Genomic DNA, 22,627 nt, shown 5'->3' on the forward strand with positions numbered 1-22,627 from the left:
TGCACCCGTGCTGTTTTTTATTTGCTACAGAAGGTTGTACACGGCTTGCTGGCAATTTGGCAAATGGCTGTCGCGAATCGTGCGCCTGATGTCGCGGGATTCACGCCGCGAAGCGCACTGGCCGGCGCGAGGGCTGCGGCGCATAGTCGTGGCTCGACGACTCCTTACGACAACAAGGCAGAGGCGGCCATGACCAAGACCCTGCATCACCGTGCCTGTCACCTGTGCGAAGCGATCTGCGGCCTGAACATAGAAGTCAGCCACGAAGACGACGGGCGAGCGCTGATCAGCTCCATCAAGGGCGACCCGGAGGACCCTTTCAGTCGGGGTCACATCTGCCCCAAGGCGGTGGCCCTGCAAGACATCCAGAACGACCCGGACCGCCTGCGCCAGCCCCACCGTCGGGTAGGGTGCGAGTGGCAACCGATCGGCTGGGACGAGGCGTTTGCCTTGGCTGCCGAAAAGCTGTGGGCGGTTCAGCAGGCCCACGGGCGCAATGCCGTGGCGGTCTATCAAGGCAACCCCAGCGTGCACAATTATGGGCTGATGACCCACAGCAATTACTTCCTTGGCCTGCTCAAGACCCGAAACCGCTTCTCCGCCACCTCGGTCGACCAGCTGCCGCAGCACCTGACCAGCCACTTGATGTACGGCCACGGCCTGCTGTTGCCGATCCCGGATATCGACCATACCGACTTCATGCTGATCCTCGGTGGCAATCCGCTGGCCTCCAATGGCAGCATCATGACCGTACCCGACGTGGAAAAGCGCCTGAAAGCCCTGCGCGGGCGAGGTGGTCGCCTGGTGGTGGTCGATCCCCGGCGCAGTGAAACCGCCGCCATGGCCGACCGCCATCTGTTCATCCGTCCCGGAGGCGATGCAGCGTTGCTGTGTGGCCTGCTCAACACCCTGTTCGATGAAAACCTCGCGCGAGGTTCGCATTTGCCGGTCAGCGGCCTTCAGCACGTGCGCGAAGCGATCTTGCCGTTCAGCGCAGAGGCGATGAGTGCACACTGCGGCATAGCCGCTACCCAGATACGCCAACTGGCGCGGGACTTCGCTGCTGCAGACAAGGCAGTCTGCTATGGGCGCATGGGGGTGTCGACCCAGACGTTCGGCACGCTGTGTCACTGGCTGGTGCAACTGATAAACCTGGTGACCGGCAACCTCGATCAAGAGGGTGGGGCGCTGTGTACCGAGCCTGCGGTCGATCTGGTGGCGACCACGTCAGGTGGCCATTTCAATGCCTGGCAGAGCCGGGTTTCGGGCTTGCCGGAGTACGCTGGCGAACTGCCGGTGGCGGCCCTGGCCGAGGAGATGCTGACCCCGGGGGAGGGCCAGGTGCGGGCGCTGGTGACGGTTGCCGGCAATCCGGTGCTGTCCACGCCCAATGGCCGGCAGCTGGATGCGGCGCTGGACGGGCTGGAGTTCATGCTCAGCATCGACCTCTATATCAATGAAACCACCCGCCACGCCGACCTGATCCTGCCTTCGACCTCGGCGCTGGAAAACGACCATTACGACAGCACCTTCAACCTGTTGGCCGTACGCAATGTGACCCGTTTCAATCGCGCTATCCTGGCCAAGCCCGAGGGCGCTTTGCATGACTGGGAGATCTTCGTCGGCCTGGCTCAGGCGTTCGCCAAGCGTGCCGAACTGGAACTGAAACCGACCTGGCCGCCAGCGCAGATGATCGACCTGGCCCTGCGTAAGGGGCGCTATGGCGAAGCAAGCGTCTGGAAGCTCTCGCTTGCGGCGCTGGACGAGCATCCCCACGGGCTCGACCTGGGGCCGCTGCGCGCCAACCTGCAGTCACGCCTGGCAACTGCCAGCAAAACCGTCGAAGCGGCGCCGCAGGTGCTGCTGGATGACCTGCAGCGGTTGGCCCTGCAGGCACCGCCTGCGCCGGGCGAGTTGCTGTTGATCGGTCGCCGTCACGTGCGCAGCAACAATTCATGGATGCATAACTTTCATCGTCTGGTCAAAGGCAAGCCGCGCCATCAACTGCTGATGCACCCGCAAGACCTGCAGCAACGGCAATTGCAGGATGGCCAGCGGGTGCGTATCCGTTCGCGTACCGGCACGCTGGAGGTCGAGGTGCAGGCCTGTGAAGACATGATGCCCGGGGTGGTCAGCCTGCCCCATGGCTTCGGCCATGGTCGTCAGGGTGTGCAGTTGCAGGTTGCGCAGGCGCAGGCGGGTGTCAGTGCCAACGACCTTACCGATGAACGCCTGCGCGACGCGATTTCCGGTAATGCTGCGCTCAATGGCGTGCCTGTGCAGGTCGAGGCCGCATGAGCAACGGTAAGGCCGAGCACGCTGCTCGGCTTTCCGATACAATGCGTCACCGTGCCGACGACCGCGTCGGAAAGTTCAGCCGAGGTGCTACATGGATATCATCGAAACGATCAAAGAGCAGATTGCCAACAACACCGTTCTGCTTTACATGAAAGGCTCGCCGAATGCCCCGCAGTGTGGCTTCTCCGCGCGTGCCTCGCAGGCTGTGATGGGTTGCGGCGAGAAGTTCGCCTACGTCGACATCCTGCAGAACCCGGAAATCCGCGCCAACCTGCCAAAATACGCCAATTGGCCGACCTTCCCGCAACTGTGGGTAGCCGGCGAGCTGGTTGGCGGTAGCGACATCATGCTGGAAATGTTCGAGAAGGGTGAGCTGCAGACCCTGATCAAGGACGCCGCCGCCAAGGCCAAGGCTTCCGAAGCCTGATCTTCAGGCAGCCATGAAAAAACCCGCTCAAGGCGGGTTTTTTTATGGGGCGAGAATCTTATTCTTCGCCCATCTGCGACTGCAGGTAGTTCTCGATGCCGATCTTGTCGATCAGGCCCAGCTGGGTTTCCAGCCAGTCGATGTGCTCTTCCTCGGACTCGAGGATGTCTTCGAGCATGTCACGCGAGCCGAAGTCGCCAGCGGTTTCGCAGTGGGCGATGGCGGCTTTCAGGTCGACCAGGCCTTTCTGCTCGATCTTCAGGTCACACTCGAGCATTTCTTTGGTGTGCTCGCCAATCAGCAGCTTGCCCAGGTCCTGAACGTTGGGAATGCCTTCGAGGAAGAGAATACGCTTGATCAGTTTGTCAGCGTGTTTCATCTCGTCGATGGATTCTTTGTACTCGTGCTTGCCGAGCTTGTTCAGCCCCCAATCTTCGTACATGCGCGCGTGCAGGAAGTACTGGTTGATTGCGACCAGCTCGTTTCCGAGGATCTTGTTGAGATGCTGGATGACGCTTACGTCGCCTTTCATGACGGGTTCCTGCCCTGTAGAAGTGTGCCAATACAGGGAAGTTTGAGCCTGTAACTGTGGGCTGTCAAACCTAAGTGATTGAATAATAAGTGAAAATTAATAGAAATAAGAATGTTTGTGAACCGCGTTGGAACGCTAACTTATTGATATTCGGGCATAAAAAAACCGGACACGAGGTCCGGTTCTTCGAATTCTGTAATATCAGGCAGCAGTAAATTCCACCGGATAGGGCAGAGCAGCCTGCTGGCTCACCTGCAATTCGGTGAGGGTCTCGCGGACCACCTGCTTGGCCAGACAGGCACATTTGCCACACTGGCTGGCGACGTTGGTCGCCGCTCGGACTTCCTTGTAACTGCAGCATCCTTCATAGATCGCATCGCGGATCTGTCCGTCGGTGACGCCGACACAAAGACACACATACATAAGGGCTGACCATCGCGGGTTGAGTCGATGGGTTGGAGCTTAATGTTAATGAGAATGCTTGTCAAAGGACTTTCTGAAAGGGCCGTGCTTGAGCGACCGACGGTTGCATTCGGCCTGTAACCACAAGCCGTGTATGATGGTCGGCCTTTGTTGGATGTCGGGCAAGCCTGCCTTGGCCCGGCAAACGGTTCTTCACCCTCATCAGGAGATTACAATGAGCGTACTCGTTGGCAAACAAGCCCCCGACTTCACCGTCCCAGCCGTCCTGGGCAATGGCGAAATCGTCGACAGCTTCAACCTGGCCTCGGCCATCAAGGGCAAGTACGGCCTGGTGTTCTTCTACCCACTGGACTTCACCTTTGTCTGCCCGTCCGAGCTGATCGCTCTGGACAACCGCATCCCTGACTTCCAGGCGCGCAACGTTGAAGTGATCGGCGTTTCGATCGACTCGCACTTCACTCACAACGCATGGCGTAACACCCCGGTCAACGCCGGCGGTATCGGCCAAGTCAAGTACACCCTGGCTGCCGACATCACCCACGAAATCTGCAAGGCCTACGACGTCGAGTCCGAAGGCGGCGTAGCCTTCCGTGGCGCCTTCCTGATCGACACCAACGGTGTTGTTCGTTCGCAGATCGTCAATGACCTGCCGCTGGGCCGTAACATGGACGAACTGCTGCGTCTGGTCGACGCCCTGCAATTCCACGAAGAGCACGGCGAAGTCTGCCCTGCCAACTGGAAGAAAGGCGACCAGGGCATGACCGCTTCGCCAGAAGGCGTTGCTGCTTACCTGAGCGAGAACGCTGGCAAGCTGTAATTGCCCCGCGCATGAAAAAACCGGCCCATGTGGCCGGTTTTTTTTGCCTGGTATCTGGGGACAAGGCCGCTCCTAAAGGAAACGTGATCTCCTGTAGGAGCGGCCTTGCGTCGCGAAAGGGTCGCGAAGCGGCCCCAGGACTTCAACTTAATCGTTGAAGTCGCGCCAGCCGCCCATTTCCTTCCAGCGGTTGACGATGCCGCAGAACAGTTCGGCAGTCTTCTCGGTGTCGTAACGCGCCGAGTGCGCCTCACGGCCGTCGAAGTCGATGTCGGCGCTCTGGCAGGCCCGCGCCAGCACGGTCTGGCCATAGGCCAGGCCCGCCAGGGTCGCGGTGTCGAAGCTGGAGAACGGGTGGAACGGGTTACGCTTGATATCGTTGCGCGTTACTGCCGCATTGAGGAAGCCAAGGTCGAAGCTGCTGTTGTGGCCGACCAGGATCGCCCGTTTGCAGCCGTTGGCCTTCAGCGCCTTGCGCACGCCGCGGAAGATGTCGGTGAGTGCGCTTTCCTCGCTCACCGCCATGCGCAGCGGGTGGTCCAGCTTGATGCCGGTGAACTCCAGCGCGGCCGGCTCGATGTTGGCCCCTTCGAACGGTTCTACCCGGAAGAAGTAGGTGTGCTCGGGGAACAGGAAACCTTTCTCGTCCATGCCGATGGTTACGGCGGCGATTTCCAGCAGGGCGTCGGTGGCGCTGTTGAAGCCGCCGGTCTCGACATCCACCACGACTGGCAGATAGCCGCGGAAGCGCTCGGCCATCGGGTGGCGCGAGCCGCTGCCGCCCTGACCGTCCTGGTCGTCTTCGTAGAGGTCTTCGCTCACGCGTTGTCCTCCAGCAGGCGCCAGCGCAGTTTTTCACCGGCACGCAGCGGGATCACGGTCTGCTCGCCAAACGGCAGGCTGTCCGGGGCGGTCCACTCTTCGCGGACCAGGGTGATGGTGTCGGTATTCGCCGGCAGGCCATAGAAGGCCGGGCCGTGCAGGCTGGCGAAACCTTCCAGCTTGTCCAGTGCATTGCGCTGTTCGAACGCCTCTGCGTACATCTCGATGGCAGCGTATGCGGTGTAGCAGCCGGCGCAACCGCAGGCGGCTTCCTTGGCGTGACGGGCGTGCGGTGCCGAGTCGGTGCCGAGGAAGAACTTCGGGTTGCCGCTGGTGGCCGCGTCCAGCAGCGCCACCTGATGGGTGTTGCGCTTGAGGATCGGCAGGCAATAGAAGTGCGGGCGGATACCGCCGACCAGCATGTGGTTGCGGTTGTACAGCAGGTGCTGGGCAGTGATGGTCGCACCGACATTGGCCGGGGCTTCGGTGACGAACTGCGCGGCGTCGCCCGTGGTGATGTGCTCGAACACCACTTTCAGGGTTGGGAAGCGCTCGACCAGGCGGCGCATGTGCTCGTCGATGAAACGCTTTTCGCGGTCGAACACGTCGATCTCGCTGCGGGTCACTTCACCATGCACCAGCAATGGCATGCCCACTTCCGCCAACGCTTCGATGGCCGGGAAGATGTTGTCGATGCTGGTCACGCCCGAGTCGGAGTTGGTCGTCGCGCCGGCCGGGTAAAGCTTGGCGGCGTAGACGATGCCGCTGGCCTTGGCCGCGCGGATGTCCTCAGGGCTGGTGCGGTCGGTGAGGTACAGCACCATCAGCGGTTCAAAGCGGCTGCCAGCCGGGCGGGCGGCAAGGATGCGCTCGCGGTAGGCGCCAGCTTCGACGGCATTGCGCACCGGCGGAACCAGGTTAGGCATGATGATGGCACGGGCGAAAGTACGCGCCACATCGCCAACGGTATGGGGCAGGACGGCACCATCGCGCAGATGGATGTGCCAGTCGTCGGGACGCAGGAGGGTCAGGCGATCGGACATTGGGAATTCCAGGCGGGTCGAACTCAGGCCCCAATGCTACCGGAAAACCCCGGTCCGAGCACGGCTATCAAGTTTTCCGGCACGCGTCCGATAGCCTGCCTGTAAGCCGTCAGAAATTGTGGAGCCGCCCGTGCGCCAGCGTTACCTAGCCCTGTTGACCCTTGTCGCCAGCCTGCCGGCCGGCGCACTGACCTTCCAGACCCGCATGGAGAATGTCGCCTGGAAAGTCGAGGGTGACCAGTTCGAATGCCGCCTGATCCAGCCGATCGACGGTTTCGGCAGTGGCGAGTTCGTACGCAAGGCCGGTGAGCAGCCGGTGTTCCAGTTGCGTTCGCACAGCAACATACTGGGCGCAGGTTCCGCCACCTTGCTGGCAGCCGCGGCCCCTTGGCAGCCAGGCCGTGGTGATGTCAACCTCGGCGCCGTGCGCATGACCCGTAGTGGCGTGCTGTTCAGCTCGTCGCAGAGCCAGGCCAGTCGCCTGATCAACGGCCTGCTCGATGGCCGCAGCACGGTGGTGCGCAACTACACCGGCGAAGGCGGGCGGGTGATGGAGGTACGCGTACTGCCGGTCAGCTTCGCCAAGGCATATGACGACTATCAGGCCTGTGCCAGCAAGATGCTGCCGATGAACTATGACCAGGTGCGCCAGACCCAGGTTGGCTTCCCGGGCGGTGGCTTCGATCTCGACGCCGACGCCCGTGCGCGGCTGGATGTGATCCTCGATTACCTCAAGGCCGACCCGACGGTGAACCACATTGAACTCAACGGCCACTCCGATAACAGTGGTAACCGCCTGACCAATCGTGACACCTCGCGGCGTCGGGCCCTGGCCGTTGCCGATTACCTCAAGGCCCATGGCGTGCCGGAAGAGCAAATCGTCGTGCGCTTCCATGGTGAGCGCTATCCGTTGGTGAAGAACAACAGCCCGGCCAATCGGGCGCGTAACCGGCGGGTGAACATCGAACTGGATCGGGTGGCTCAGGTGGGGAAACCGGCCGTGCAGCCGGTTCAGCAACCGGCAGCGGTAGCGCCTACCATCCCGTCTGCCGGTGCGTCACCGGCTGCGCCTGCTCCGGCTGCACCAGGATCGAAGGCACCTTGACCAAATTTCCTTGCCACCCCACGTCGCGCCGCTGACAGTTCCTGTCGCTTTGTCGTCAGAAGCTGTCGCCCCACTGTAAATTTATCCGCAACGCCGGTAGAATCGATCCCTTTCCGTACAACCCCGTGGAGTGATGGCATGGCGGACGTAAAAAAGGTCGTACTGGCGTATTCCGGCGGCCTTGATACTTCGGTGATTCTCAAGTGGCTGCAGGATACCTACAACTGCGAAGTGGTGACCTTCACCGCTGACCTGGGTCAGGGCGAAGAAGTCGAGCCGGCTCGCGCCAAAGCTCAGGCGATGGGCGTAAAAGAGATCTACATCGACGACCTGCGCGAAGAGTTCGTGCGTGATTTCGTCTTCCCGATGTTCCGCGCCAACACCGTCTACGAAGGCGAGTACCTGCTGGGTACCTCCATCGCCCGCCCGCTGATTGCCAAGCGCCTGATCGAAATCGCCAACGAAACCGGCGCCGATGCCATTTCCCACGGCGCTACCGGCAAGGGTAACGACCAGGTTCGCTTCGAGCTGGGTGCTTACGCCCTCAAGCCAGGCGTCAAGGTCATCGCCCCATGGCGCGAGTGGGACCTGCTGTCCCGCGAGAAGCTGATGGACTATGCCGAGAAGCACGGTATCCCGATCGAACGCCACGGCAAGAAGAAATCGCCGTACTCGATGGACGCCAACCTGCTGCACATCTCCTACGAAGGCGGTGTCCTGGAAGATACCTGGACCGAGCACGAAGAAGACATGTGGCGCTGGAGCGTCTCGCCAGAAAACGCCCCGGACCAGGCTACCTACATCGAGCTGACCTACCGCAATGGTGACATCGTCGCCATCGACGGCGTCGACATGACCCCGGCCACCGTGCTTGCCGAGCTGAATCGCATCGGCGGCGCCAACGGTATCGGCCGTCTGGACATCGTCGAGAACCGTTACGTGGGCATGAAGTCTCGCGGCTGCTACGAAACCCCTGGCGGCACCATCATGCTCAAGGCCCACCGTGCCATCGAGTCGATCACCCTGGACCGCGAAGTCGCTCACCTGAAAGACGAGCTGATGCCGAAGTACGCCAGCCTGATCTACACCGGCTACTGGTGGAGCCCTGAGCGTCTGATGCTGCAGAAGATGATCGACGCTTCGCAGGTCAACGTTAACGGCGTTGTGCGACTGAAGCTGTACAAGGGCAACGTCATCGTGGTTGGCCGCAAGTCGGACGACTCGCTGTTCGATGCCAACATCGCGACCTTCGAAGAAGACGGCGGCGCCTACAACCAGGCCGATGCTGCCGGCTTCATCAAGCTCAACGCGCTGCGCATGCGTATCGCTGCCAACAAAGGCCGCGGGATGCTCTGAGCATCTGGCTGAAGTGGCATAAATAAACCCGGCTCTGGCCGGGTTTTTTTTGCCTGCTGGACGGTGGTCTGATCAATGTCCATGGGGTAAATCCTCGGGCAAGCGGATGCTCGAGAGAACAACGCATCTCTGTAGTTCGATATTGCACATTCGCCACTGCCTGTTTGCGACATGTGGTTGGCTAATGGCTTGCACGATTTGCTGTTCTATCAATTTCTGCGCGTCAGGGCCGGAAAACATCATGGTTATAGTTTCTTGCATGTCGGGAGGCGTCGCTTGCTCAGGGATGCTCTTCTGCTCGGCAGGGCCAGGTTTGTAAAAGGATTTGTAGTTGAAGTTCAGGGTGAGAAAGAACAGGGCTGTGAGGAAGAATGGAAACCCTACAAGGAACCAAGTGTAATACGTCTGACTTTTTTCGCTGAGGAAAGGCAAGGTTGCCAAGGCAGAAGCTTCGATGATGCCAGCGAAGATGGCAATTATGGTCAGTGGGGCCACAGGTTGGTTATCGTTCATGATTATCGCCTCCTGCATGTTTTTCATATCAATAACCTACTGGCTGCCTCAACTAAATTGTGGACTTTTTCCGGGGTAGGGGAATTCTCAGCGGAGTGAGTGAATTGATCACGGTTTGACTTGCTTGTTCGTGAGCACAGCCGTGAGAAAGCGCTAAATTTTTCTTGTAGGAAAATTCCCAAACAGACGTAAGGTTCATCTATTCGGCTATTTGTGCGGGGAATTGACGCGCCATTGCGCGTTCTGCTCGGTTATGGTGAGGCAGTCGTCAAAGCAAAATAACGAATGATGGATATCGCATGAATAAAGTCCTTATCGTGGATGATCATCCGGTCATACGCCTGGCAGTGCGCATGCTGATGGAGCGGCATGGGTACGATGTTGTTGCGGAAGCCGATAACGGCATAGCGGCCTTGCAGCTCACTCGTGAACACCTCCCCGATATTGTCGTACTCGATATCGGCATCCCCAAGCTCGACGGGCTGGAAGTCATCGCCCGTATGGCCGCGGCCAGCCCTGGCAGCCGTGTCCTGGTGCTGACTTCCCAGGCGCCCGGGCATTTTTCCATGCGCTGCATGCAGGCGGGGGCTTCTGGCTATGTTTGCAAGCAGCAGGAACTCACCGAACTGCTCAGTGCCATCAAGGCTGTGCTCTCTGGCTACAGTTACTTCCCGAATCAGGCCTTGCACAAGTCCCATGGCCGGGTGGGAGGCGCCAGCGAGGCTGAAATGGTGGATCGCCTGTCGGCAAGGGAGATGATGGTGCTGCAGCAGCTTGCACGCGGGCGTTCCAACAAGGAGATTGCCGACAGCATGTTCCTCAGCAACAAGACGGTCAGCACCTACAAGACCCGCCTGTTGCTGAAACTGAATGCCCATTCACTGGTGGACCTGATCGAGTTGGCCCGGCGTCATGGTCTGAACTGAGCCCGGCACGCACAAAGCCTCCGTGAAGGAAGCTTTGTGCCAGGCTACAGGTCGTAGTCAAAATCGGCGAGTTGCCGTTGCAGGCGTCGTTCTTCGAGGAGGTTGTCAATGGTACGACGCTTGCTCAGGTTGGTCTTTGCGGTTTCAACCTGAGGCTCCGCTTCGTCGTCAGCGGTGGCAAAGTCATCTTCGATCGACAGGTCGTCTTTATCGGTACTCATGAGTCGCTCCAAGCCAAAGGGCCATTGGCCGTCCTTATAGCGGGAAAGCGAAGTTCGGTAAAAAAGATTTTTTCAATCACGATGCAGCTGTTTTTGCTATTGGCTCAATCGTCGGAGGTCTTGTGCTTGTATTCGCACAGATCTTCGATGCGGCAGCTACCGCAACGGGGCTTGCGTGCCTGGCACACGTAGCGGCCATGCAGAATGAGCCAATGGTGAGCGTCGAGCAAGTAATCCTTGGGGACGAACCTGACCAGTTTCTTCTCGACTTCGAGCACGGTCTTGCCAGGCGCGATGCCGGTACGGTTGCTGACCCGGAAGATGTGCGTGTCCACGGCCATGGTCGGCTGGCGGAAGGCGGTGTTGAGCACCACGTTGGCGGTCTTGCGGCCAACGCCCGGTAGCGCTTCCAGTGCTTCTCGGGTCTGCGGTACTTCGCCTTCATGGCGCTCGATCAACAGGCGGCACGCCTCGATGACATTCTTGGCCTTGCTGTTGTAGAGGCCGATGGTCTTGATGTATTCGCTCAGGCCCTCGACACCGAGCTCATAGATGGCCTGTGGTGTATTGGCGACCGGGAACAAGCGCGCCGTGGCCTTGTTGACGCCGACATCGGTGGACTGCGCGGAAAGCGTCACGGCAACCAGGAGCTCGAATGGGGTGGTATAGGCCAATTCCGTTTTCGGGTCGGGATTGTCTTCGTGCAGCCTGCGGAAGATCTCCAGGCGTTTGGCGGCATTCATGGGTTCAACGCTTTCCTTGACGACGTGTGAGGGTGGGGCGCAGCCAATTGTACAAGGCCATTAGCGTGCCGAGCAGTAGCAGCCCACCGGACGGCAGGTGGGCCAAGTGCATGCCGGCGACATCGTCCAGCCATTGGCGGCCGGCGCCAAGCAGCAAACAGGCGAGCAGCAGGCCGCTCAAATGCAGCAACAGTTGCCGCCAGCGCCCTTCAGTTGGCAGCAATGTGTCGATGGCAAGGCATTGCAGGCAGATCAGTGCAGGAAAAAAACCAAGCGTCAGCGCCAATGGCAATGCCCAGGCCCGCAGAGCCAGTTGCAGGCAGCTGGCAAGTGCAGCAAGCAGCAGCAGGCTTGCCAACCAGTACTTCGCGCCGCTGAGAGTTGCTCGCAGCAGGCTTAGCAAGACTTGGTGGAGAAGGGGCAGCACGAACATGCACGCGCCAATGGTCGCTGCCTGCGGGAAGGTGCGCGTTGCGCCAAGCAACGGGGCCAGGCCGGTCATCAGCAGGTAGTATTTATTCATGGCCGGGAGCTCCGAGCAGTTCGCTGCGATGTTGGTCAAAATATCGCAAGGCTTCCTGCTGGGCATCGATCACGGCCCGAGAAGTAACGGTCGCTCCAGCCAGCTGATCGAAGTCGCCCTGGTCGCGCCTGAGCGCCCAGCGATCGCCAAGGCCGTGATGGGCAAATTGTGACAACCAGCCAGACTGTGGGTCGGCGATCTGGCCGCCCAGCCCAGGGCTCTCCTGCTGTTCGATCACTCGGCTGCCAATCAGGCGGCCTTCGTCGTCGATGGCAATGGTCAGCTTGATGGGGCCGGCATAGCCCTGGACCTGGCTCACCAGCACGATGGCTGTTGGCGAAGTGCGGAGGGTCGCGCGGTAGACCGCGAGTATCTTGCTATGCAATGGCTGTTCTGCTGGCAATGCTAACGCGTTGTCCAGGGGGCGATTGTCGTAACTTTGCGCGGGCAGCACCGCCAGGAATTGGGCTGCCTTAAGTTGGTGCTCGGCATCTGCGATGGCTGGACGCGTCCAGTGCTGCCAGGCCAGTGTTAACGCCAACGCCGACCCTCCGACGGCAAGTAGCAGCAAGCTGCTGCGAACAGGTGCGGTCATGACGAGACCTGCTGGCGTCGCAAGGCAAACCGATCCAGGGCGGGCATTGCCAGGTTCATCAGGAGGATGGCGAATGCCGTGCCATCCGGGTAACTGCCCCAGGTGCGAATCAGGTAGATCAGCGCGCCTGCGCCAAAGCCAAACAGCAGCTTGGCCAGGTTGGTCTTGGGGCCAGACACGGGCTCCGTGGCGATGAAGAACGCCGCCAGCATGGTTGAGCCGCTGAACAGGTGCAGCAGTGGCGAGCCGTTCGAATCCGAGCCGGAGCCATTCCAGGCCAGCAGGCTGAACAGAAACAGGCCGGCCAGCAGGCCTGCCGGGGCATGCCAGCTGATAACCCTGCGCTGCAAGAGAAACAGCCCACCGAACAGCAGTGCCAGGTTGACCCACTCGCTGTTGCGGCCGCCAAAACTGCCAAAACCGGAGTGGCTGGCGAAGAGTTCGTCGATGGTCAGGCTGCGGTTGTGGCGCAGGCCATCGAGAATGGTCGGCCCCGCCCAGCCATCGATCTGGTTACCACTGCCAGACACCAACTGCAGGCTATCGATAAAGCCAATGGCCTGGCTGGGCCAGTGGGTCATTTGCAGCGGAAAGTTGAGCAGCACAAAGGCGTAACCGACCATTGCCGGGTTGAACAGGTTGCGGCCCACGCCGCCAAAGGCCTGCTTGCCGACGCCGATGGCAATGCCTGCTGCTGTCACTGGCAACCACCAGGGCGCTTGCACAGGCAGGGCGATGGCCAACAGCACGGCAGTCACCAGGGCACTGCCATCGTTCAATGCCGGTAGAACCGGTTGTCGACGCAAAGCCAGCAGTGCCGCTTCGCAACTCAATGCACTGCTGGCGCACAGCAACAGGTTGAACAGCACTCCCCAGCCTTCTGTCCAGAACGCCGCGAGCAAGCCGGGTATGCAGGCCAGCAGCACGAGGCCCATGGCCTTGCGTAGCCGTGGGTCAGGGTTTGCCATGGTCGTGCCCGGCCGCTGTAGGCGCAGCATCGGCAGCGGCGGCTTGTTGCGCCTTGATCCGCTCGAGGGCGGCCTTGATCGCGTCTGGCGCGCCTTGTGTGGCTCCGGCCGCACGTGCCTGGCGCTGCGCCTCCCGGCGCGCGATATCGCGTTGCAGGCGGGCGTTACGCTGTTCGTGGCGCTGGCGCGCATGATCGCGGCGCTGGCGGCGGGCCTGCAGTTGTTCGGGGGTATGGGCCAGGCCGCTGACAATTGGCACCACTGTGGCTGGTAGTGGGTGCATGTCGATGCAATCGACCGGGCAGGGCGCCAGGCACAAGTCACAGCCGGTGCATTCGCTGGCGATGACCGTGTGCATCAGCTTGGCGGCGCCGACGATGGCATCGACCGGGCAGGCCTGGATGCATTTGGTGCAACCGATGCATTCGGCTTCGCGAATGTAGGCGACCTGGGGCGGTGCGCTTCCTCGTTGCGGCTCTGGCGCGAGCAGTGGCACTTCCAGCAGCGCGGCCAGCGCGGCGATGGTTTCGCTACCGCCTGGCGGACACTTGTTGATGGCCTCACCCGCAGCCAGGCCTTCGGCGTAGGGCCGACAGCCATTGTGGCCGCATTTGCCGCACTGGGTCTGCGGCAACAGGGCGTCGATGCGTTGAATCAAGTTCATTGAGTGAAAAGTCCGTTGAATCCCGAGAACGCCAGGGCCATGACACCTGTACCGATCAATGTAATGGGCAAGCCGCGCAGCGCGGCCGGTACGTCAGGGTGCTGGCTGCGCTGGTGCAGGTCGTCGAACAGCACCAGCGCAAGCCAGAAGCCCAGGCCGGCCACTATCCCCCAGCACAACGTTGCTAGCGCCGAGGTGTCCTCTCCCGTCACTTGCAGCGCAAGGCCCAGCAGCAAGGCATTGCCCAGCAAGGGCTGAGCAAGATCCCCGGTGGGCCATTGCGGGCGTAGCCTGGCCAACACCTGCGGCACGCCCCATGTCAGCAACGCCAGCCATGGCAGCAGCAGGAACAGGCGCAAGTCCTGCAAATGCCAGGGTGCGATGATCAACCGGTCGAGCGCTTGCCCGCCGCTTGCCCCGAGCGCTATCGACAGGGCGCCTGCCAGGCCACAGACCTGCAGGCGCAGCCGGCTGAACGGCCGTTGTTGCAGAAGCAGGTGGCTGAACAGCGCAGCGCTGGCCAGGATCAGCATGTAGTCGTTCATGTGAATGACGATAGCCGGTTATCGCCTGGAGCGTCCGGCATTGGTGCTGCACATGGAACTGCCCCGGCGGTGAGGCCGGGGCAGAAGGCTTACTTGATGCGCTGACCTGGCTTGGCGCCGCTGTCAGGGCTGAGCAGGTAGATCTCTTCGCCGCCAGGGCCGGCCGCCATGACCATGCCCTCGGACACGCCAAAGCGCATTTTCCGCGGCTTGAGGTTGGCCACCATCATGGTCAGGCGGCCTTCCAGCTGGGAGGGGTCCGGGTAGGCCGACTTGATGCCGGAGAACACGTTGCGGCGCTCGTCGCCGATGTCCAGGGTCAGCTGCAGCAGCTTGTCGGCGCCAGCTACGGCTTCAGCCTTGACGATCAGTGCGACGCGCAGGTCGACCGCGGCAAAGGTGTCGAACTCGATTTCGGCAGACAGCGGGTCCTTGGTCAGCTCGCCATTGCCGGCCGGTGCCTGGGCTTCGGCGGCCAGCAGGTCTTCCTTGCTGGCGGCGACCATGGCTTCGACCTTGGCCGGTTCGATACGGCTCATCAGCGCCTTGAACGGGTTCAGCTGGTGGTTTTCCAGGCGCGACTGATGGTCGTTCCAGGTCAGTGGCGCGACGTTGAGGAATGCCTCGGCATCGGCGGCGAGCAGCGGCAGCACCGGCTTGAGGAAAATCACCAGCTGGCGGAACAGGTTGATGCCCTGGGCGCAGATGGCTTGGACTTCGTCCTGCTTGCCTTCCTGCTTGGCCAGCGACCAAGGCGCCTTGTCGGCGATCCAGGCGTTGGCACGGTCAGCCAGGGCCATGATTTCGCGCATGGCGCGGCCGAAGTCGCGGCCTTCGTAGGCGTCGGCAATCGACGGGGCGGAAGCGAGGAAGGCCTCGGTCAGCTCCGGTGCAGCATCGCCCGCGACCATCACGCCCGCATTGCCCTTGTGGATGAAGCCGGCGCAACGGCTGGCGATGTTGACTACCTTGCCGACCAGATCGGAGTTGACCTTCTGCACGAAGTCCTCGAGGTTCAGGTCGAGGTCATCGACGCCACGGCCAAGCTTGGCGGCATAGTAGTAGCGCAGGTATTCCGGCTGCAGGTGATCCAGGTAGGTGCGGGCCTTGATGAAGGTGCCACGCGACTTGGACATCTTGGCGCCGTTGACGGTCAGGTAGCCGTGCACGTTGACTGCAGTCGGCTTGCGGAAGCCGGCGCCTTCGAGCATGGCTGGCCAGAACAGCGCGTGGAAGTTGACGATGTCCTTGCCGATGAAATGGTACAGCTCGGCCTTGGAGCCTTCGTTCCAGAAGGCGTCGAAGTCCAGCTCCGGGCGGCGTGCGCAGAGGTTCTTGAAGCTGGCCATGTAGCCGATCGGCGCGTCCAGCCAGACGTAGAAGTACTTGCCCGGCTCGCCCGGGATCTCGAAGCCGAAGTATGGCGCATCACGCGAGATGTCCCACTCCTGCAGGCCGGAATCCAGCCATTCGGCGAGCTTGTTGGCCACGGCGTCCTGCAGGGTGCCGCTGCGGGTCCACTGCTGCAGCATGGCCTGGAAGTCCGGCAGCTTGAAGAAGAAGTGCTGGGAATCGCGCAGTACCGGAGTGGCACCGGAGATCGCCGACTTGGGGTTCTTCAGTTCGGTCGGGGCGTATGTGGCGCCGCATTTTTCGCAGTTGTCGCCGTACTGGTCTTCAGCGGCGCATTTCGGGCAGGTGCCCTTGATGAAACGGTCAGCGAGGAACATGCCCTTTTCAGGGTCGAAGTACTGGGTCACCGAACGGGTGGCGATGTGCCCGGCATCACGCAGGCGCCCGTAGATCAGGCTCGACAGCTCGCGGTTTTCGTCGCTGTGAGTTGAGTGGAAGTTGTCGAAGTCCACCAGGAAGTCGGCGAAGTCGCCACTGTGCTCGGCCTGGACATTGGCGATCAGCTGCTCCGGGGTGATGCCTTCCTTCTCGGCACGCAACATGATGGCCGAACCGTGGGCGTCGTCGGCGCAGACGTAGATGCACTGGTTGCCGCGCAGCTTCTGGAAGCGCACCCACATGTCCGTCTGGATGTACTCCAGCATATGGCCAAGGTGGATGGATCCATTGGCATAGGGCAGGGCGCTGGTAACGAGAATCTGACGTGGCTCGGACATGGTGGCTCGGCTACTTATCTGGCTCGGGTAAAAATGAGGGTGATCGGCCACTATAAAGGGCCGGCGAAGATATTTCACCCCAAGCACGCATCTGCTGACGATTGACGGGTTAGGATAGGCGTCTGTTTCGTACTCAGTTTGCCAATGGGAGTGTCCATGAGTGCCGTCACCCGTGCCGCCGTCGAAGGCGTGCTTCGCCAGTACACAGACCCTTACCTGAACCAGGACCCGGTCAGCGCCGGTTGCGTGCGCGCCATCGACATCCAGGGCGGGCAAGTCGCTGTGCAGTTGCAGCTTGGCTATGCCGCCGGCCTGTTCAAGAACGGCTGGGCCCAGGTGCTGCAGACCGCGATCGAGAACCTCGACGGTGTCAGTTCGGCCCAGGTGTCGATCGACTGCTTGGTTGCCGCGCACAAGGCCCAGGCCCAGGTGCCGGCCATGGCCAACGTCAAGAACATCATTGCCGTGGCCTCGGGCAAGGGCGGGGTCGGCAAGTCGACCACCGCCGCCAACCTGGCCTTGGCCCTGGCTCGTGAAGGCGCCCGCGTGGGCATTCTCGATGCCGACATCTATGGCCCCAGCCAGGGCGTGATGTTTGGTATCGCCGAGGGTACCCGCCCGCAGATCCGTGAGCAGAAGTGGTTCGTGCCGATCAAGGCTCATGGCGTGGAAGTGATGTCCATGGCGTTCCTCACCGATGACAACACGCCGATGGTCTGGCGTGGGCCGATGGTGTCCGGTGCGTTGCTGCAGCTGGTGACCCAGACTGCCTGGGACGACCTGGATTATCTGGTCATCGACATGCCGCCGGGTACCGGCGATATCCAGCTGACCCTGGCGCAGAAGGTGCCGGTGGCCGGCTCGGTGATCGTCACCACGCCACAGGACTTGGCCCTGCTGGATGCCAAGAAGGGCGTGGAGATGTTCCGCAAGGTCAACATCCCGGTATTGGGCGTAGTCGAGAACATGGCCGTGCACATCTGCTCGAACTGTGGCCATGCCGAGCACCTGTTCGGTGAAGGCGGTGGTGAGAAGCTGGCGGCGCAATACGGCGTCGAACTGCTGGCTTCGCTGCCGCTGTCGATGCTGATCCGCGAGCAGGCCGACAGCGGCAAGCCGACGGCGATCGCCGAACCGGAAAGCCAGATTGCCATGGTCTATCAGGAGCTGGCCCGCCAGGTGGGTGCACGGATCGTGCTGCAGGAAGCGGCGGCGCCGGCGATGCCGAGCATCACCATCAGCGAAGACTGATCCGAAACCGAGTCGCCTGCTTCGCGGGCTCGCTCGCTCCCACAGCTACAGCGCAGCCTTCAAGTGTCGCGCGGTCTCTGTGGGAGCGGGCGAGCCCGCGAAGAAGCCAGCACCGATTTTCGGTCAGGCATAAAAAAACCCGCCAGAAGGCGGGTTTTTTTGAAAGCTAGGAAGCTAAATCGACTTAGGCGATTTGAACTTCTTCAGCCTGCATGCCTTTCTGGCCGCGGGTAGCGACGAAAGTAACAGCCTGGCCTTCTTTCAGGGTTTTGAAGCCGTCAGCTTGGATGGCTTTGAAGTGCACGAACAGGTCGTCGCCCGACTGAGGGGTGATGAAGCCGTAGCCTTTCTCATCGTTGAACCACTTAACAACACCGGATTGACGGTTGGACATTTTTCTGTCTCCTTGGACAATTTGATAACGGTCAGGAAAAACCCTGGCCGGGACTGAGCGCAAAGAGAGCAGAAAATTCAGCGATGGGCCGATCAGGATCGTGCATCAAACTAGAGATTCTCGGTGTCACGTGCAGCACAGTGGCGCCACCTTACCCCACTTTCCACGAGCTGCCAATGGTCTGTGAACGCTTTACGCAAATTCGGATCGACGGCGGCTGCAGCCCCCGTCCGGCGCGGGATAAGGCACTGGAACTTTAACCCGGGCGCCGGGACCGGTAAGATGCGCGTCTGGATTTTCCCCTCGCAACTCTTCAGGACACCCCGCCATGAGCATCAAATCGGACAAGTGGATTCGCCGCATGGCGCAGGAACACGGCATGATCGAACCGTTCGTCGAGCGCCAGGTGCGCGGCGAGCAGGACAATCGGGTCATCTCCTTCGGCGTCTCCAGCTATGGCTACGACGTGCGCTGCGCCGACGAATTCAAGGTGTTCACCAACATCAACTCGGCCACCGTCGACCCGAAGAACTTCGATGCTGGCAGCTTCGTCGACATCAAGAGCGACGTCTGCATCATCCCGCCAAACTCCTTCGCCCTGGCCCGTACCGTCGAGTACTTCCGCATCCCGCGTGACGTGCTGACCATCTGCCTGGGCAAGAGCACCTACGCGCGTTGCGGCATCATCGTCAACGTCACCCCGCTCGAGCCGGAGTGGGAAGGCCACGTGACGCTGGAGTTCTCCAACACCACCACGCTGCCGGCGAAGATCTATGCGAACGAAGGCGTGGCGCAGATGCTGTTCCTGCAGTCCGACGAAGAATGCGAAGTGTCGTACAAGGACCGTGGCGGCAAGTACCAGGGCCAGCGCGGCGTCACCCTGCCACGCACCTGATCCGACGAGTGCGGGGAATTAGTTTCCCTGATGGCACTCCAACAGTTTGAACAGTGCCGATACGTATGCAGCGTGTCGGCCCTCGTCCAGGAGCTGCCAATGAAACTTAACCCCGCAATCAGTGCCAAGCTGGCCGTACTGCAGCCCAATCAGATCGGGTTGCTGGCGTGGTCACTGCTGGCGCATCCCTTGCCACTGCAGGCCGGTGGCGTTCCGCACCAGCCTGACCCCGATACGCCGCAACCGCCGGAGCCAGGCGAACATCCGCCCATGGAGCCAGGTGAGCCGACCCTGCCGGATGAGCCACCACCGTCTCCCGTAGCCTGACTAGTTGGCAAGTGCCCACACCCGATCGCCCCCTGCGACGAACGCGCGTGCGCTCGGGCCAGGCTCTATCGACCATCCCCCGGTAAATTCGCCGAACGCCGGCAGCAGGCTGACTTGTGCGTCGATCAGGAAGCAAGGCAGCCTGAGCCGTTGCCGTGCCCGCCCTCGCAGCACATAGACCGGATGCACGTGGCCGGCCAGCACCGGATGGGTGGGGTGAGGCATGGGATCGTGTCGCAGGGCAAAGGGTTCCAGCAGGAATGGTTCATCCCTTACCTCGATACCCAGCTCCACAGGCGGGTCGCCGGCATGGCGATCATGGTTGCCACGCACCAGCAGCACCTTCACCGCGCCATGGCTGTTTTTCCACCTGTGCAGGCTGGCCAGCGTGCCTGGCGAATGTGCGGCTCGCGCATGAAGGAAGTCACCGAGGATGACCAGCTGTTCGCAGTCATAGGTATTCAGCAACGCATCCAGGCGTGCCAGGGTGGCGGTTGTGGTGCCTCGCGGAACGGGTTGATGCAGGGCTCGGTAGCTTGCGGCCTTGCCGATATGGACGTCAGCCACCAGCAGGGTGCGGCGGGCCGGCCAGTAGATGGCCTTGTCCGGCAACAGCCAGAGCGTTTCGCCGAAGTGCTCGATCGACAAATAACTATTCATGGCCGGCTTGCCGCTTTTTCCAGGTCGGCCACCATTCGCGCAATGCGGTCTGCCAACTTTTCCGTGCTCAAGGTCTCGCGCATGCCCTCCACCAGCAGGGCGAATGCCAGGGGTCCAGGCCGTTGCAGCGTGCGCAGGTCCAGTTGCAGGCGGTGCATCTTGAGCAACTGGCGGTGCAGGCGCTCGATCTCCAGTTCTTCGCTCAGTACTTCATCGCGCGCCTGGCCGAGCAGCAGGTTGCCGGCATCATGTTTGCGGAATACTTCATAGAACAATCCGCTGGAGGCCTGAATCTGCCGCGTGCTCTTCTGCGCGGCGGGATAGCCGCCGAACACCAGCCCGGCGATCTGAGCGATTTCACGAAACCGCCGCAACGCCATCTCGCCGGCGTTCAAGCTGGCCAGCACATCCTCCAGCAGGTTGTCGCCAGACAGCGCCTCAGGCAGGCAGCGGGCCCAATCCACGGTACTGGGGCTGAGCAGTTCGAAACCATAGTCGTTCACGGCGATGGATACCGACAGCGGCTGCACCCGGCTCACCCGCCAGGCGATCAGGTTGGCCAGGCCCAGGTTGGCCATGCGCCCGGCGAAGGGGTAGAGGAACAGGTGCGAGCCCTGGCGCGATCCCAGTGTTTCGGCCAGCAGCGTGCGGCAGGTGGGCAAGGCCGACCACTGTGCCTGCAAGGCCAGCAACGGCCGCACGGCCTGCATCTCCGGGCCGAGGTAGCGCCCATGGGCGGCAGCATCGAGTTGCTCGACCAGTGCGTCGGCCAGTTCGTTGGACAGCGGCATGCGCCCGCCATTCCAGCGCGCCACGGCGGCCTTGCGCGCGGTGCTGCGGCGCACGTAGGCGGTCATGCCTTCCACCCGTACCAACTCCAGGACCCGGCCGGCGAACACCAGGGTGTCGCCAGGGCGCAGGCGGGCAATGAAGGCTTCCTCGACACTGCCAAGGTGCTTGCCGCCACCACCCTTGCTCCAATACTTGAGCTGTAGGCTGGCTTCGCTGACGATGGTGCCGATGCCCATGCGGTGACGCCTCGCCAGGCGCTCGCTGGCCACCCGCCAGACCCCGTCGGGGTGCGCTTCGACGCGCTGATAGTCAGGGTAGGCAGTCAGTGCGTGGCCACCGTGATTGACGAAATCCAGCGCCCATTGCCACTGGCTGTCGCGCAGGTCACGGTAAGCCCAGGTGCTGCGCACTTCCTCAAGCAGTTCGCCGGGGCGAAAACCACTGCCCAGGGCCATGCTGACCAGATGCTGAACCAGCACGTCCAGGCACAGGCGCGGCGAGCGACGCGCCTCGATATGGCCGGCAGCCAGTGCGGCGCGGGCTGCGGCAGCTTCAACAAGCTCCAGGCTATGGGTCGGCACCAGGGTGATGCGCGAGCGGCGCCCTGGCGCATGGCCAGAGCGCCCGGCGCGCTGCATGAGGCGGGCAATGCCTTTGGCCGAGCCAATCTGCAGCACCCGTTCGACCGGCAGGAAGTCCACCCCCAGGTCCAGGCTGGAGGTGCAGATCACCGCCTTGAGCGTGCCCTGCTTGAGGCTGAGTTCTACCCAGTCGCGTGTGGCCCGGGCCAGCGAAGCATGGTGTAAGGCGATCTGCCCGGCCCAGTCGGGGCGGGCATCCAGCAGGGCCTGGTACCAGAGCTCGGCCTGGGCGCGAGTGTTGGTGAATACCAGGCTGCTGGCGCTGGCGTCGAGTTGCTGGGCAACCTGGTCGAGCATCTTCAGGCCCATGTGCCCGGCCCAGGGGAAGCGCTCGATGGCATCGGGCAGCAAGGTGTCGACGACCAGCTGCTTGTCCTGGCGGCCTTTCACCAGGTGGCCACCACTCGGCAACAGTACCTCGAGGGCGTGCGGCAGATTGCCGAGCGTTGCCGACAAGCCCCAGGTCATCAGGCCTGGATGCCAGCGCCGTAACCGGGCCAGGGCCAGTTGCAGCTGTACGCCGCGCTTGTTGCCGAGCAGTTCGTGCCATTCATCCACCACCACCAGGCGCAGGCTGGCGAAATCGTCGGCGGCCTGCGCCCGGGTCAGCAGCAGGGTCAGGCTTTCCGGTGTGGTGATCAGGGCGCTTGGCAGGCGCCGGGCCTGGCGAGCGCGCTCGGCGCTGCCGGTATCGCCGCTGCGCACGCCGACCGTCCAGTTCAGGCCAAGCTCATTCAGCGGCGTTTGCAGGGCGCGTGCCGTATCAGCGGCCAGTGCGCGCATGGGCGTGATCCAGAGCACCTGCAGCGCTGCTGGCTGGCGCCCGCTGGCTGGCTTGGCGAAGGCACGCAATGCAGCCAACCAGACCGCATAGGTCTTGCCCGCACCGGTGCTGGCATGCAGCAGCCCGGAATCACCGCGGCCAACCGCAGCCCATACCTGGCGTTGGAAGGCGAATGGCTTCCAGCCACGGGCAGTGAACCAGGCATTGGCAAGGTCGGAAGAGGCGGGCATGCG

General features: G+C 61.9%; 24 protein-coding genes and 1 pseudogene. 9 read left to right on the forward strand and 16 right to left on the reverse strand.

Translation table 11 applies throughout. The features are described 5' to 3' along the window. The first annotated feature begins 189 nt into the window (after positions 1–189). Both ACLEJU_RS01750 and grxD read left to right on the forward strand, forming a co-directional pair. Positions 190–2,298 (forward strand): molybdopterin-dependent oxidoreductase, encoded by a 2,109-nt coding sequence (locus tag ACLEJU_RS01750; RefSeq protein WP_435422105.1) that lies wholly within the window; start codon positions 190–192, stop codon positions 2,296–2,298. Between the two features lie 91 nt (positions 2,299–2,389). After that, positions 2,390–2,725 carry a Grx4 family monothiol glutaredoxin gene (gene grxD / locus ACLEJU_RS01755; RefSeq protein ID WP_016395685.1) on the forward strand — a complete coding sequence of 112 codons (336 nt, stop codon included), beginning with the start codon at positions 2,390–2,392 and terminating at the stop codon, positions 2,723–2,725. Between the two features lie 58 nt (positions 2,726–2,783). On the opposite strand, the gene bfr is transcribed toward grxD, so the two are convergent. Together bfr and ACLEJU_RS01765 are read right to left on the reverse strand one after the other, a co-directional pair. Further along, the gene (bfr, locus tag ACLEJU_RS01760; protein ID WP_003258014.1) at positions 2,784–3,257 is read right to left on the reverse strand and encodes a bacterioferritin; all 474 of its coding nucleotides are present in this window, start codon (positions 3,255–3,257) and stop codon (positions 2,784–2,786) included. Positions 3,258–3,458: 201 nt separating this feature from the next. Continuing rightward, positions 3,459–3,680 carry a bacterioferritin-associated ferredoxin gene (locus ACLEJU_RS01765; RefSeq protein WP_136913240.1) on the reverse strand — a complete coding sequence of 74 codons (222 nt, stop codon included), beginning with the start codon at positions 3,678–3,680 and terminating at the stop codon, positions 3,459–3,461. Positions 3,681–3,894: 214 nt separating this feature from the next. Between ACLEJU_RS01765 and ACLEJU_RS01770 the strand changes: the two genes are divergently transcribed. Further along, on the forward strand, positions 3,895–4,497 hold the full coding sequence (locus tag ACLEJU_RS01770) for a peroxiredoxin (protein ID WP_027918971.1): 603 nt from the start codon (positions 3,895–3,897) through the stop codon (positions 4,495–4,497). Positions 4,498–4,644: 147 nt separating this feature from the next. Here ACLEJU_RS01770 and rnt read toward each other — a convergent pair whose 3' ends face one another. Both rnt and pyrC read right to left on the reverse strand, forming a co-directional pair. Then, positions 4,645–5,256 (reverse strand): ribonuclease T, encoded by a 612-nt coding sequence (gene rnt / locus ACLEJU_RS01775; protein WP_371922801.1) that lies wholly within the window; start codon positions 5,254–5,256, stop codon positions 4,645–4,647. Between the two features lie 59 nt (positions 5,257–5,315). Continuing rightward, entirely contained in the window at positions 5,316–6,362 is a 1,047-nt protein-coding gene (gene pyrC, locus ACLEJU_RS01780) for a dihydroorotase (protein WP_085675229.1), read from the reverse strand. A gap of 130 nt (positions 6,363–6,492) precedes the next feature. On the opposite strand from pyrC, the gene ACLEJU_RS01785 reads away from it, so the two are divergent. Beyond that, complete coding sequence (locus tag ACLEJU_RS01785; RefSeq protein ID WP_435422104.1) at positions 6,493–7,467, forward strand: flagellar protein MotY; 975 nt, start codon at positions 6,493–6,495, stop codon at positions 7,465–7,467. A 138-nt stretch (positions 7,468–7,605) separates the two neighbouring features. After that, positions 7,606–8,823 carry an argininosuccinate synthase gene (locus ACLEJU_RS01790; RefSeq protein WP_054885859.1) on the forward strand — a complete coding sequence of 406 codons (1,218 nt, stop codon included), beginning with the start codon at positions 7,606–7,608 and terminating at the stop codon, positions 8,821–8,823. A 72-nt stretch (positions 8,824–8,895) separates the two neighbouring features. Here ACLEJU_RS01790 and ACLEJU_RS01795 read toward each other — a convergent pair whose 3' ends face one another. Beyond that, positions 8,896–9,336, reverse strand: coding sequence for a hypothetical protein (locus ACLEJU_RS01795; RefSeq protein WP_435422103.1), 441 nt, complete (start codon positions 9,334–9,336; stop codon positions 8,896–8,898). 299 nt (positions 9,337–9,635) lie between these two features. Here ACLEJU_RS01795 and ACLEJU_RS01800 point away from each other — a divergent pair, with 299 nt between their 5' ends. Next, on the forward strand, positions 9,636–10,262 hold the full coding sequence (locus ACLEJU_RS01800; RefSeq protein ID WP_294326838.1) for a response regulator transcription factor: 627 nt from the start codon (positions 9,636–9,638) through the stop codon (positions 10,260–10,262). Between the two features lie 44 nt (positions 10,263–10,306). Here the strand turns inward: ACLEJU_RS01800 and ACLEJU_RS01805 are convergent, their stop codons facing one another. The 8 genes and pseudogenes from ACLEJU_RS01805 to metG all read right to left on the reverse strand — a co-directional run bounded on the left by ACLEJU_RS01805 (position 10,307) and on the right by metG (position 16,650). Continuing rightward, entirely contained in the window at positions 10,307–10,483 is a 177-nt protein-coding gene (locus tag ACLEJU_RS01805) for a PA3496 family putative envelope integrity protein (protein ID WP_027918964.1), read from the reverse strand. Positions 10,484–10,587: 104 nt separating this feature from the next. After that, positions 10,588–11,226 carry an endonuclease III gene (gene nth / locus ACLEJU_RS01810; RefSeq protein WP_435422102.1) on the reverse strand — a complete coding sequence of 213 codons (639 nt, stop codon included), beginning with the start codon at positions 11,224–11,226 and terminating at the stop codon, positions 10,588–10,590. A 4-nt stretch (positions 11,227–11,230) separates the two neighbouring features. Beyond that, the gene (locus tag ACLEJU_RS01815; protein WP_435422181.1) at positions 11,231–11,749 is read right to left on the reverse strand and encodes an Rnf-Nqr domain containing protein; all 519 of its coding nucleotides are present in this window, start codon (positions 11,747–11,749) and stop codon (positions 11,231–11,233) included. Then, a complete protein-coding gene (locus ACLEJU_RS01820) occupies positions 11,742–12,344 on the reverse strand; it encodes an RnfABCDGE type electron transport complex subunit G (protein ID WP_435422101.1) in 603 nt (200 codons plus the stop codon). Before ACLEJU_RS01820 ends, ACLEJU_RS01815 begins: the two co-directional genes overlap by 8 nt. Continuing rightward, a complete protein-coding gene (locus tag ACLEJU_RS01825) occupies positions 12,341–13,312 on the reverse strand; it encodes an RnfABCDGE type electron transport complex subunit D (RefSeq protein WP_435422100.1) in 972 nt (323 codons plus the stop codon). Before ACLEJU_RS01825 ends, ACLEJU_RS01820 begins: the two co-directional genes overlap by 4 nt. Before the next feature lie 22 nt (positions 13,313–13,334). Further along, a pseudogene (locus ACLEJU_RS01830) lies at positions 13,335–13,976 on the reverse strand (RnfABCDGE type electron transport complex subunit B); the annotation flags it as partial. Then, entirely contained in the window at positions 13,973–14,521 is a 549-nt protein-coding gene (locus tag ACLEJU_RS01835) for an Rnf-Nqr domain containing protein (protein ID WP_435422099.1), read from the reverse strand. The pseudogene ACLEJU_RS01830 and the gene ACLEJU_RS01835, both read right to left, overlap by 4 nt. 89 nt (positions 14,522–14,610) lie before the next feature. After that, positions 14,611–16,650 carry a methionine--tRNA ligase gene (metG, locus tag ACLEJU_RS01840; protein WP_435422098.1) on the reverse strand — a complete coding sequence of 680 codons (2,040 nt, stop codon included), beginning with the start codon at positions 16,648–16,650 and terminating at the stop codon, positions 14,611–14,613. A 156-nt stretch (positions 16,651–16,806) separates the two neighbouring features. Here metG and apbC point away from each other — a divergent pair, with 156 nt between their 5' ends. Next, positions 16,807–17,901, forward strand: a complete 1,095-nt coding sequence (gene apbC / locus ACLEJU_RS01845) for an iron-sulfur cluster carrier protein ApbC (RefSeq protein WP_435422097.1) — start codon at positions 16,807–16,809, stop codon at positions 17,899–17,901. Between the two features lie 184 nt (positions 17,902–18,085). Here the strand turns inward: apbC and ACLEJU_RS01850 are convergent, their stop codons facing one another. Further along, a complete protein-coding gene (locus tag ACLEJU_RS01850) occupies positions 18,086–18,295 on the reverse strand; it encodes a cold-shock protein (protein WP_003254922.1) in 210 nt (69 codons plus the stop codon). Positions 18,296–18,623: 328 nt separating this feature from the next. On the opposite strand from ACLEJU_RS01850, the gene dcd reads away from it, so the two are divergent. Continuing rightward, positions 18,624–19,190, forward strand: a complete 567-nt coding sequence (dcd, locus tag ACLEJU_RS01855; protein WP_003254920.1) for a dCTP deaminase — start codon at positions 18,624–18,626, stop codon at positions 19,188–19,190. A 99-nt stretch (positions 19,191–19,289) separates the two neighbouring features. Further along, positions 19,290–19,517, forward strand: coding sequence for a hypothetical protein (locus ACLEJU_RS01860; RefSeq protein ID WP_400721684.1), 228 nt, complete (start codon positions 19,290–19,292; stop codon positions 19,515–19,517). Here ACLEJU_RS01860 and pdeM read toward each other — a convergent pair whose 3' ends face one another. Both pdeM and ACLEJU_RS01870 read right to left on the reverse strand, forming a co-directional pair. Next, positions 19,518–20,177, reverse strand: a complete 660-nt coding sequence (gene pdeM / locus ACLEJU_RS01865; protein WP_435422096.1) for a ligase-associated DNA damage response endonuclease PdeM — start codon at positions 20,175–20,177, stop codon at positions 19,518–19,520. Next, positions 20,174–22,624, reverse strand: a complete 2,451-nt coding sequence (locus tag ACLEJU_RS01870; RefSeq protein WP_435422095.1) for a ligase-associated DNA damage response DEXH box helicase — start codon at positions 22,622–22,624, stop codon at positions 20,174–20,176. The genes pdeM and ACLEJU_RS01870 overlap by 4 nt, the downstream gene beginning before the upstream one ends. Positions 22,625–22,627: the final 3 nt, after the last annotated feature.

It is taken from the genome of Pseudomonas sp. SMN11, assembly GCF_052041945.1.
Taxonomy (GTDB): domain Bacteria; phylum Pseudomonadota; class Gammaproteobacteria; order Pseudomonadales; family Pseudomonadaceae; genus Aquipseudomonas.

Excerpts from the sequence above, each read along its gene's own strand:
- ACLEJU_RS01795 (WP_435422103.1), bottom strand. The coding sequence starts at position 9,336 with ATGAACGATAACCAACCTGTGGCCCCACTGACCATAATTGCCATCTTC.
- ACLEJU_RS01765 (WP_136913240.1), bottom strand. The coding sequence starts at position 3,680 with ATGTATGTGTGTCTTTGTGTCGGCGTCACCGACGGACAGATCCGCGAT.
- grxD (WP_016395685.1), top strand. The coding sequence starts at position 2,390 with ATGGATATCATCGAAACGATCAAAGAGCAGATTGCCAACAACACCGTT.
- nth (WP_435422102.1), bottom strand. The coding sequence starts at position 11,226 with ATGAATGCCGCCAAACGCCTGGAGATCTTCCGCAGGCTGCACGAAGAC.
- ACLEJU_RS01870 (WP_435422095.1), bottom strand. The coding sequence starts at position 22,624 with ATGCCCGCCTCTTCCGACCTTGCCAATGCCTGGTTCACTGCCCGTGGC.
- metG (WP_435422098.1), bottom strand. The coding sequence starts at position 16,650 with ATGTCCGAGCCACGTCAGATTCTCGTTACCAGCGCCCTGCCCTATGCC.
- dcd (WP_003254920.1), top strand. The coding sequence starts at position 18,624 with ATGAGCATCAAATCGGACAAGTGGATTCGCCGCATGGCGCAGGAACAC.
- ACLEJU_RS01825 (WP_435422100.1), bottom strand. The coding sequence starts at position 13,312 with ATGGCAAACCCTGACCCACGGCTACGCAAGGCCATGGGCCTCGTGCTG.
- pyrC (WP_085675229.1), bottom strand. The coding sequence starts at position 6,362 with ATGTCCGATCGCCTGACCCTCCTGCGTCCCGACGACTGGCACATCCAT.
- ACLEJU_RS01790 (WP_054885859.1), top strand. The coding sequence starts at position 7,606 with ATGGCGGACGTAAAAAAGGTCGTACTGGCGTATTCCGGCGGCCTTGAT.
- ACLEJU_RS01850 (WP_003254922.1), bottom strand. The coding sequence starts at position 18,295 with ATGTCCAACCGTCAATCCGGTGTTGTTAAGTGGTTCAACGATGAGAAA.
- ACLEJU_RS01770 (WP_027918971.1), top strand. The coding sequence starts at position 3,895 with ATGAGCGTACTCGTTGGCAAACAAGCCCCCGACTTCACCGTCCCAGCC.
- ACLEJU_RS01805 (WP_027918964.1), bottom strand. The coding sequence starts at position 10,483 with ATGAGTACCGATAAAGACGACCTGTCGATCGAAGATGACTTTGCCACC.
- ACLEJU_RS01750 (WP_435422105.1), top strand. The coding sequence starts at position 190 with ATGACCAAGACCCTGCATCACCGTGCCTGTCACCTGTGCGAAGCGATC.
- apbC (WP_435422097.1), top strand. The coding sequence starts at position 16,807 with ATGAGTGCCGTCACCCGTGCCGCCGTCGAAGGCGTGCTTCGCCAGTAC.
- ACLEJU_RS01860 (WP_400721684.1), top strand. The coding sequence starts at position 19,290 with ATGAAACTTAACCCCGCAATCAGTGCCAAGCTGGCCGTACTGCAGCCC.
- ACLEJU_RS01800 (WP_294326838.1), top strand. The coding sequence starts at position 9,636 with ATGAATAAAGTCCTTATCGTGGATGATCATCCGGTCATACGCCTGGCA.
- ACLEJU_RS01815 (WP_435422181.1), bottom strand. The coding sequence starts at position 11,749 with ATGAATAAATACTACCTGCTGATGACCGGCCTGGCCCCGTTGCTTGGC.
- rnt (WP_371922801.1), bottom strand. The coding sequence starts at position 5,256 with ATGGCCGAGCGCTTCCGCGGCTATCTGCCAGTCGTGGTGGATGTCGAG.
- ACLEJU_RS01820 (WP_435422101.1), bottom strand. The coding sequence starts at position 12,344 with ATGACCGCACCTGTTCGCAGCAGCTTGCTGCTACTTGCCGTCGGAGGG.
- pdeM (WP_435422096.1), bottom strand. The coding sequence starts at position 20,177 with ATGAATAGTTATTTGTCGATCGAGCACTTCGGCGAAACGCTCTGGCTG.
- ACLEJU_RS01835 (WP_435422099.1), bottom strand. The coding sequence starts at position 14,521 with ATGAACGACTACATGCTGATCCTGGCCAGCGCTGCGCTGTTCAGCCAC.
- bfr (WP_003258014.1), bottom strand. The coding sequence starts at position 3,257 with ATGAAAGGCGACGTAAGCGTCATCCAGCATCTCAACAAGATCCTCGGA.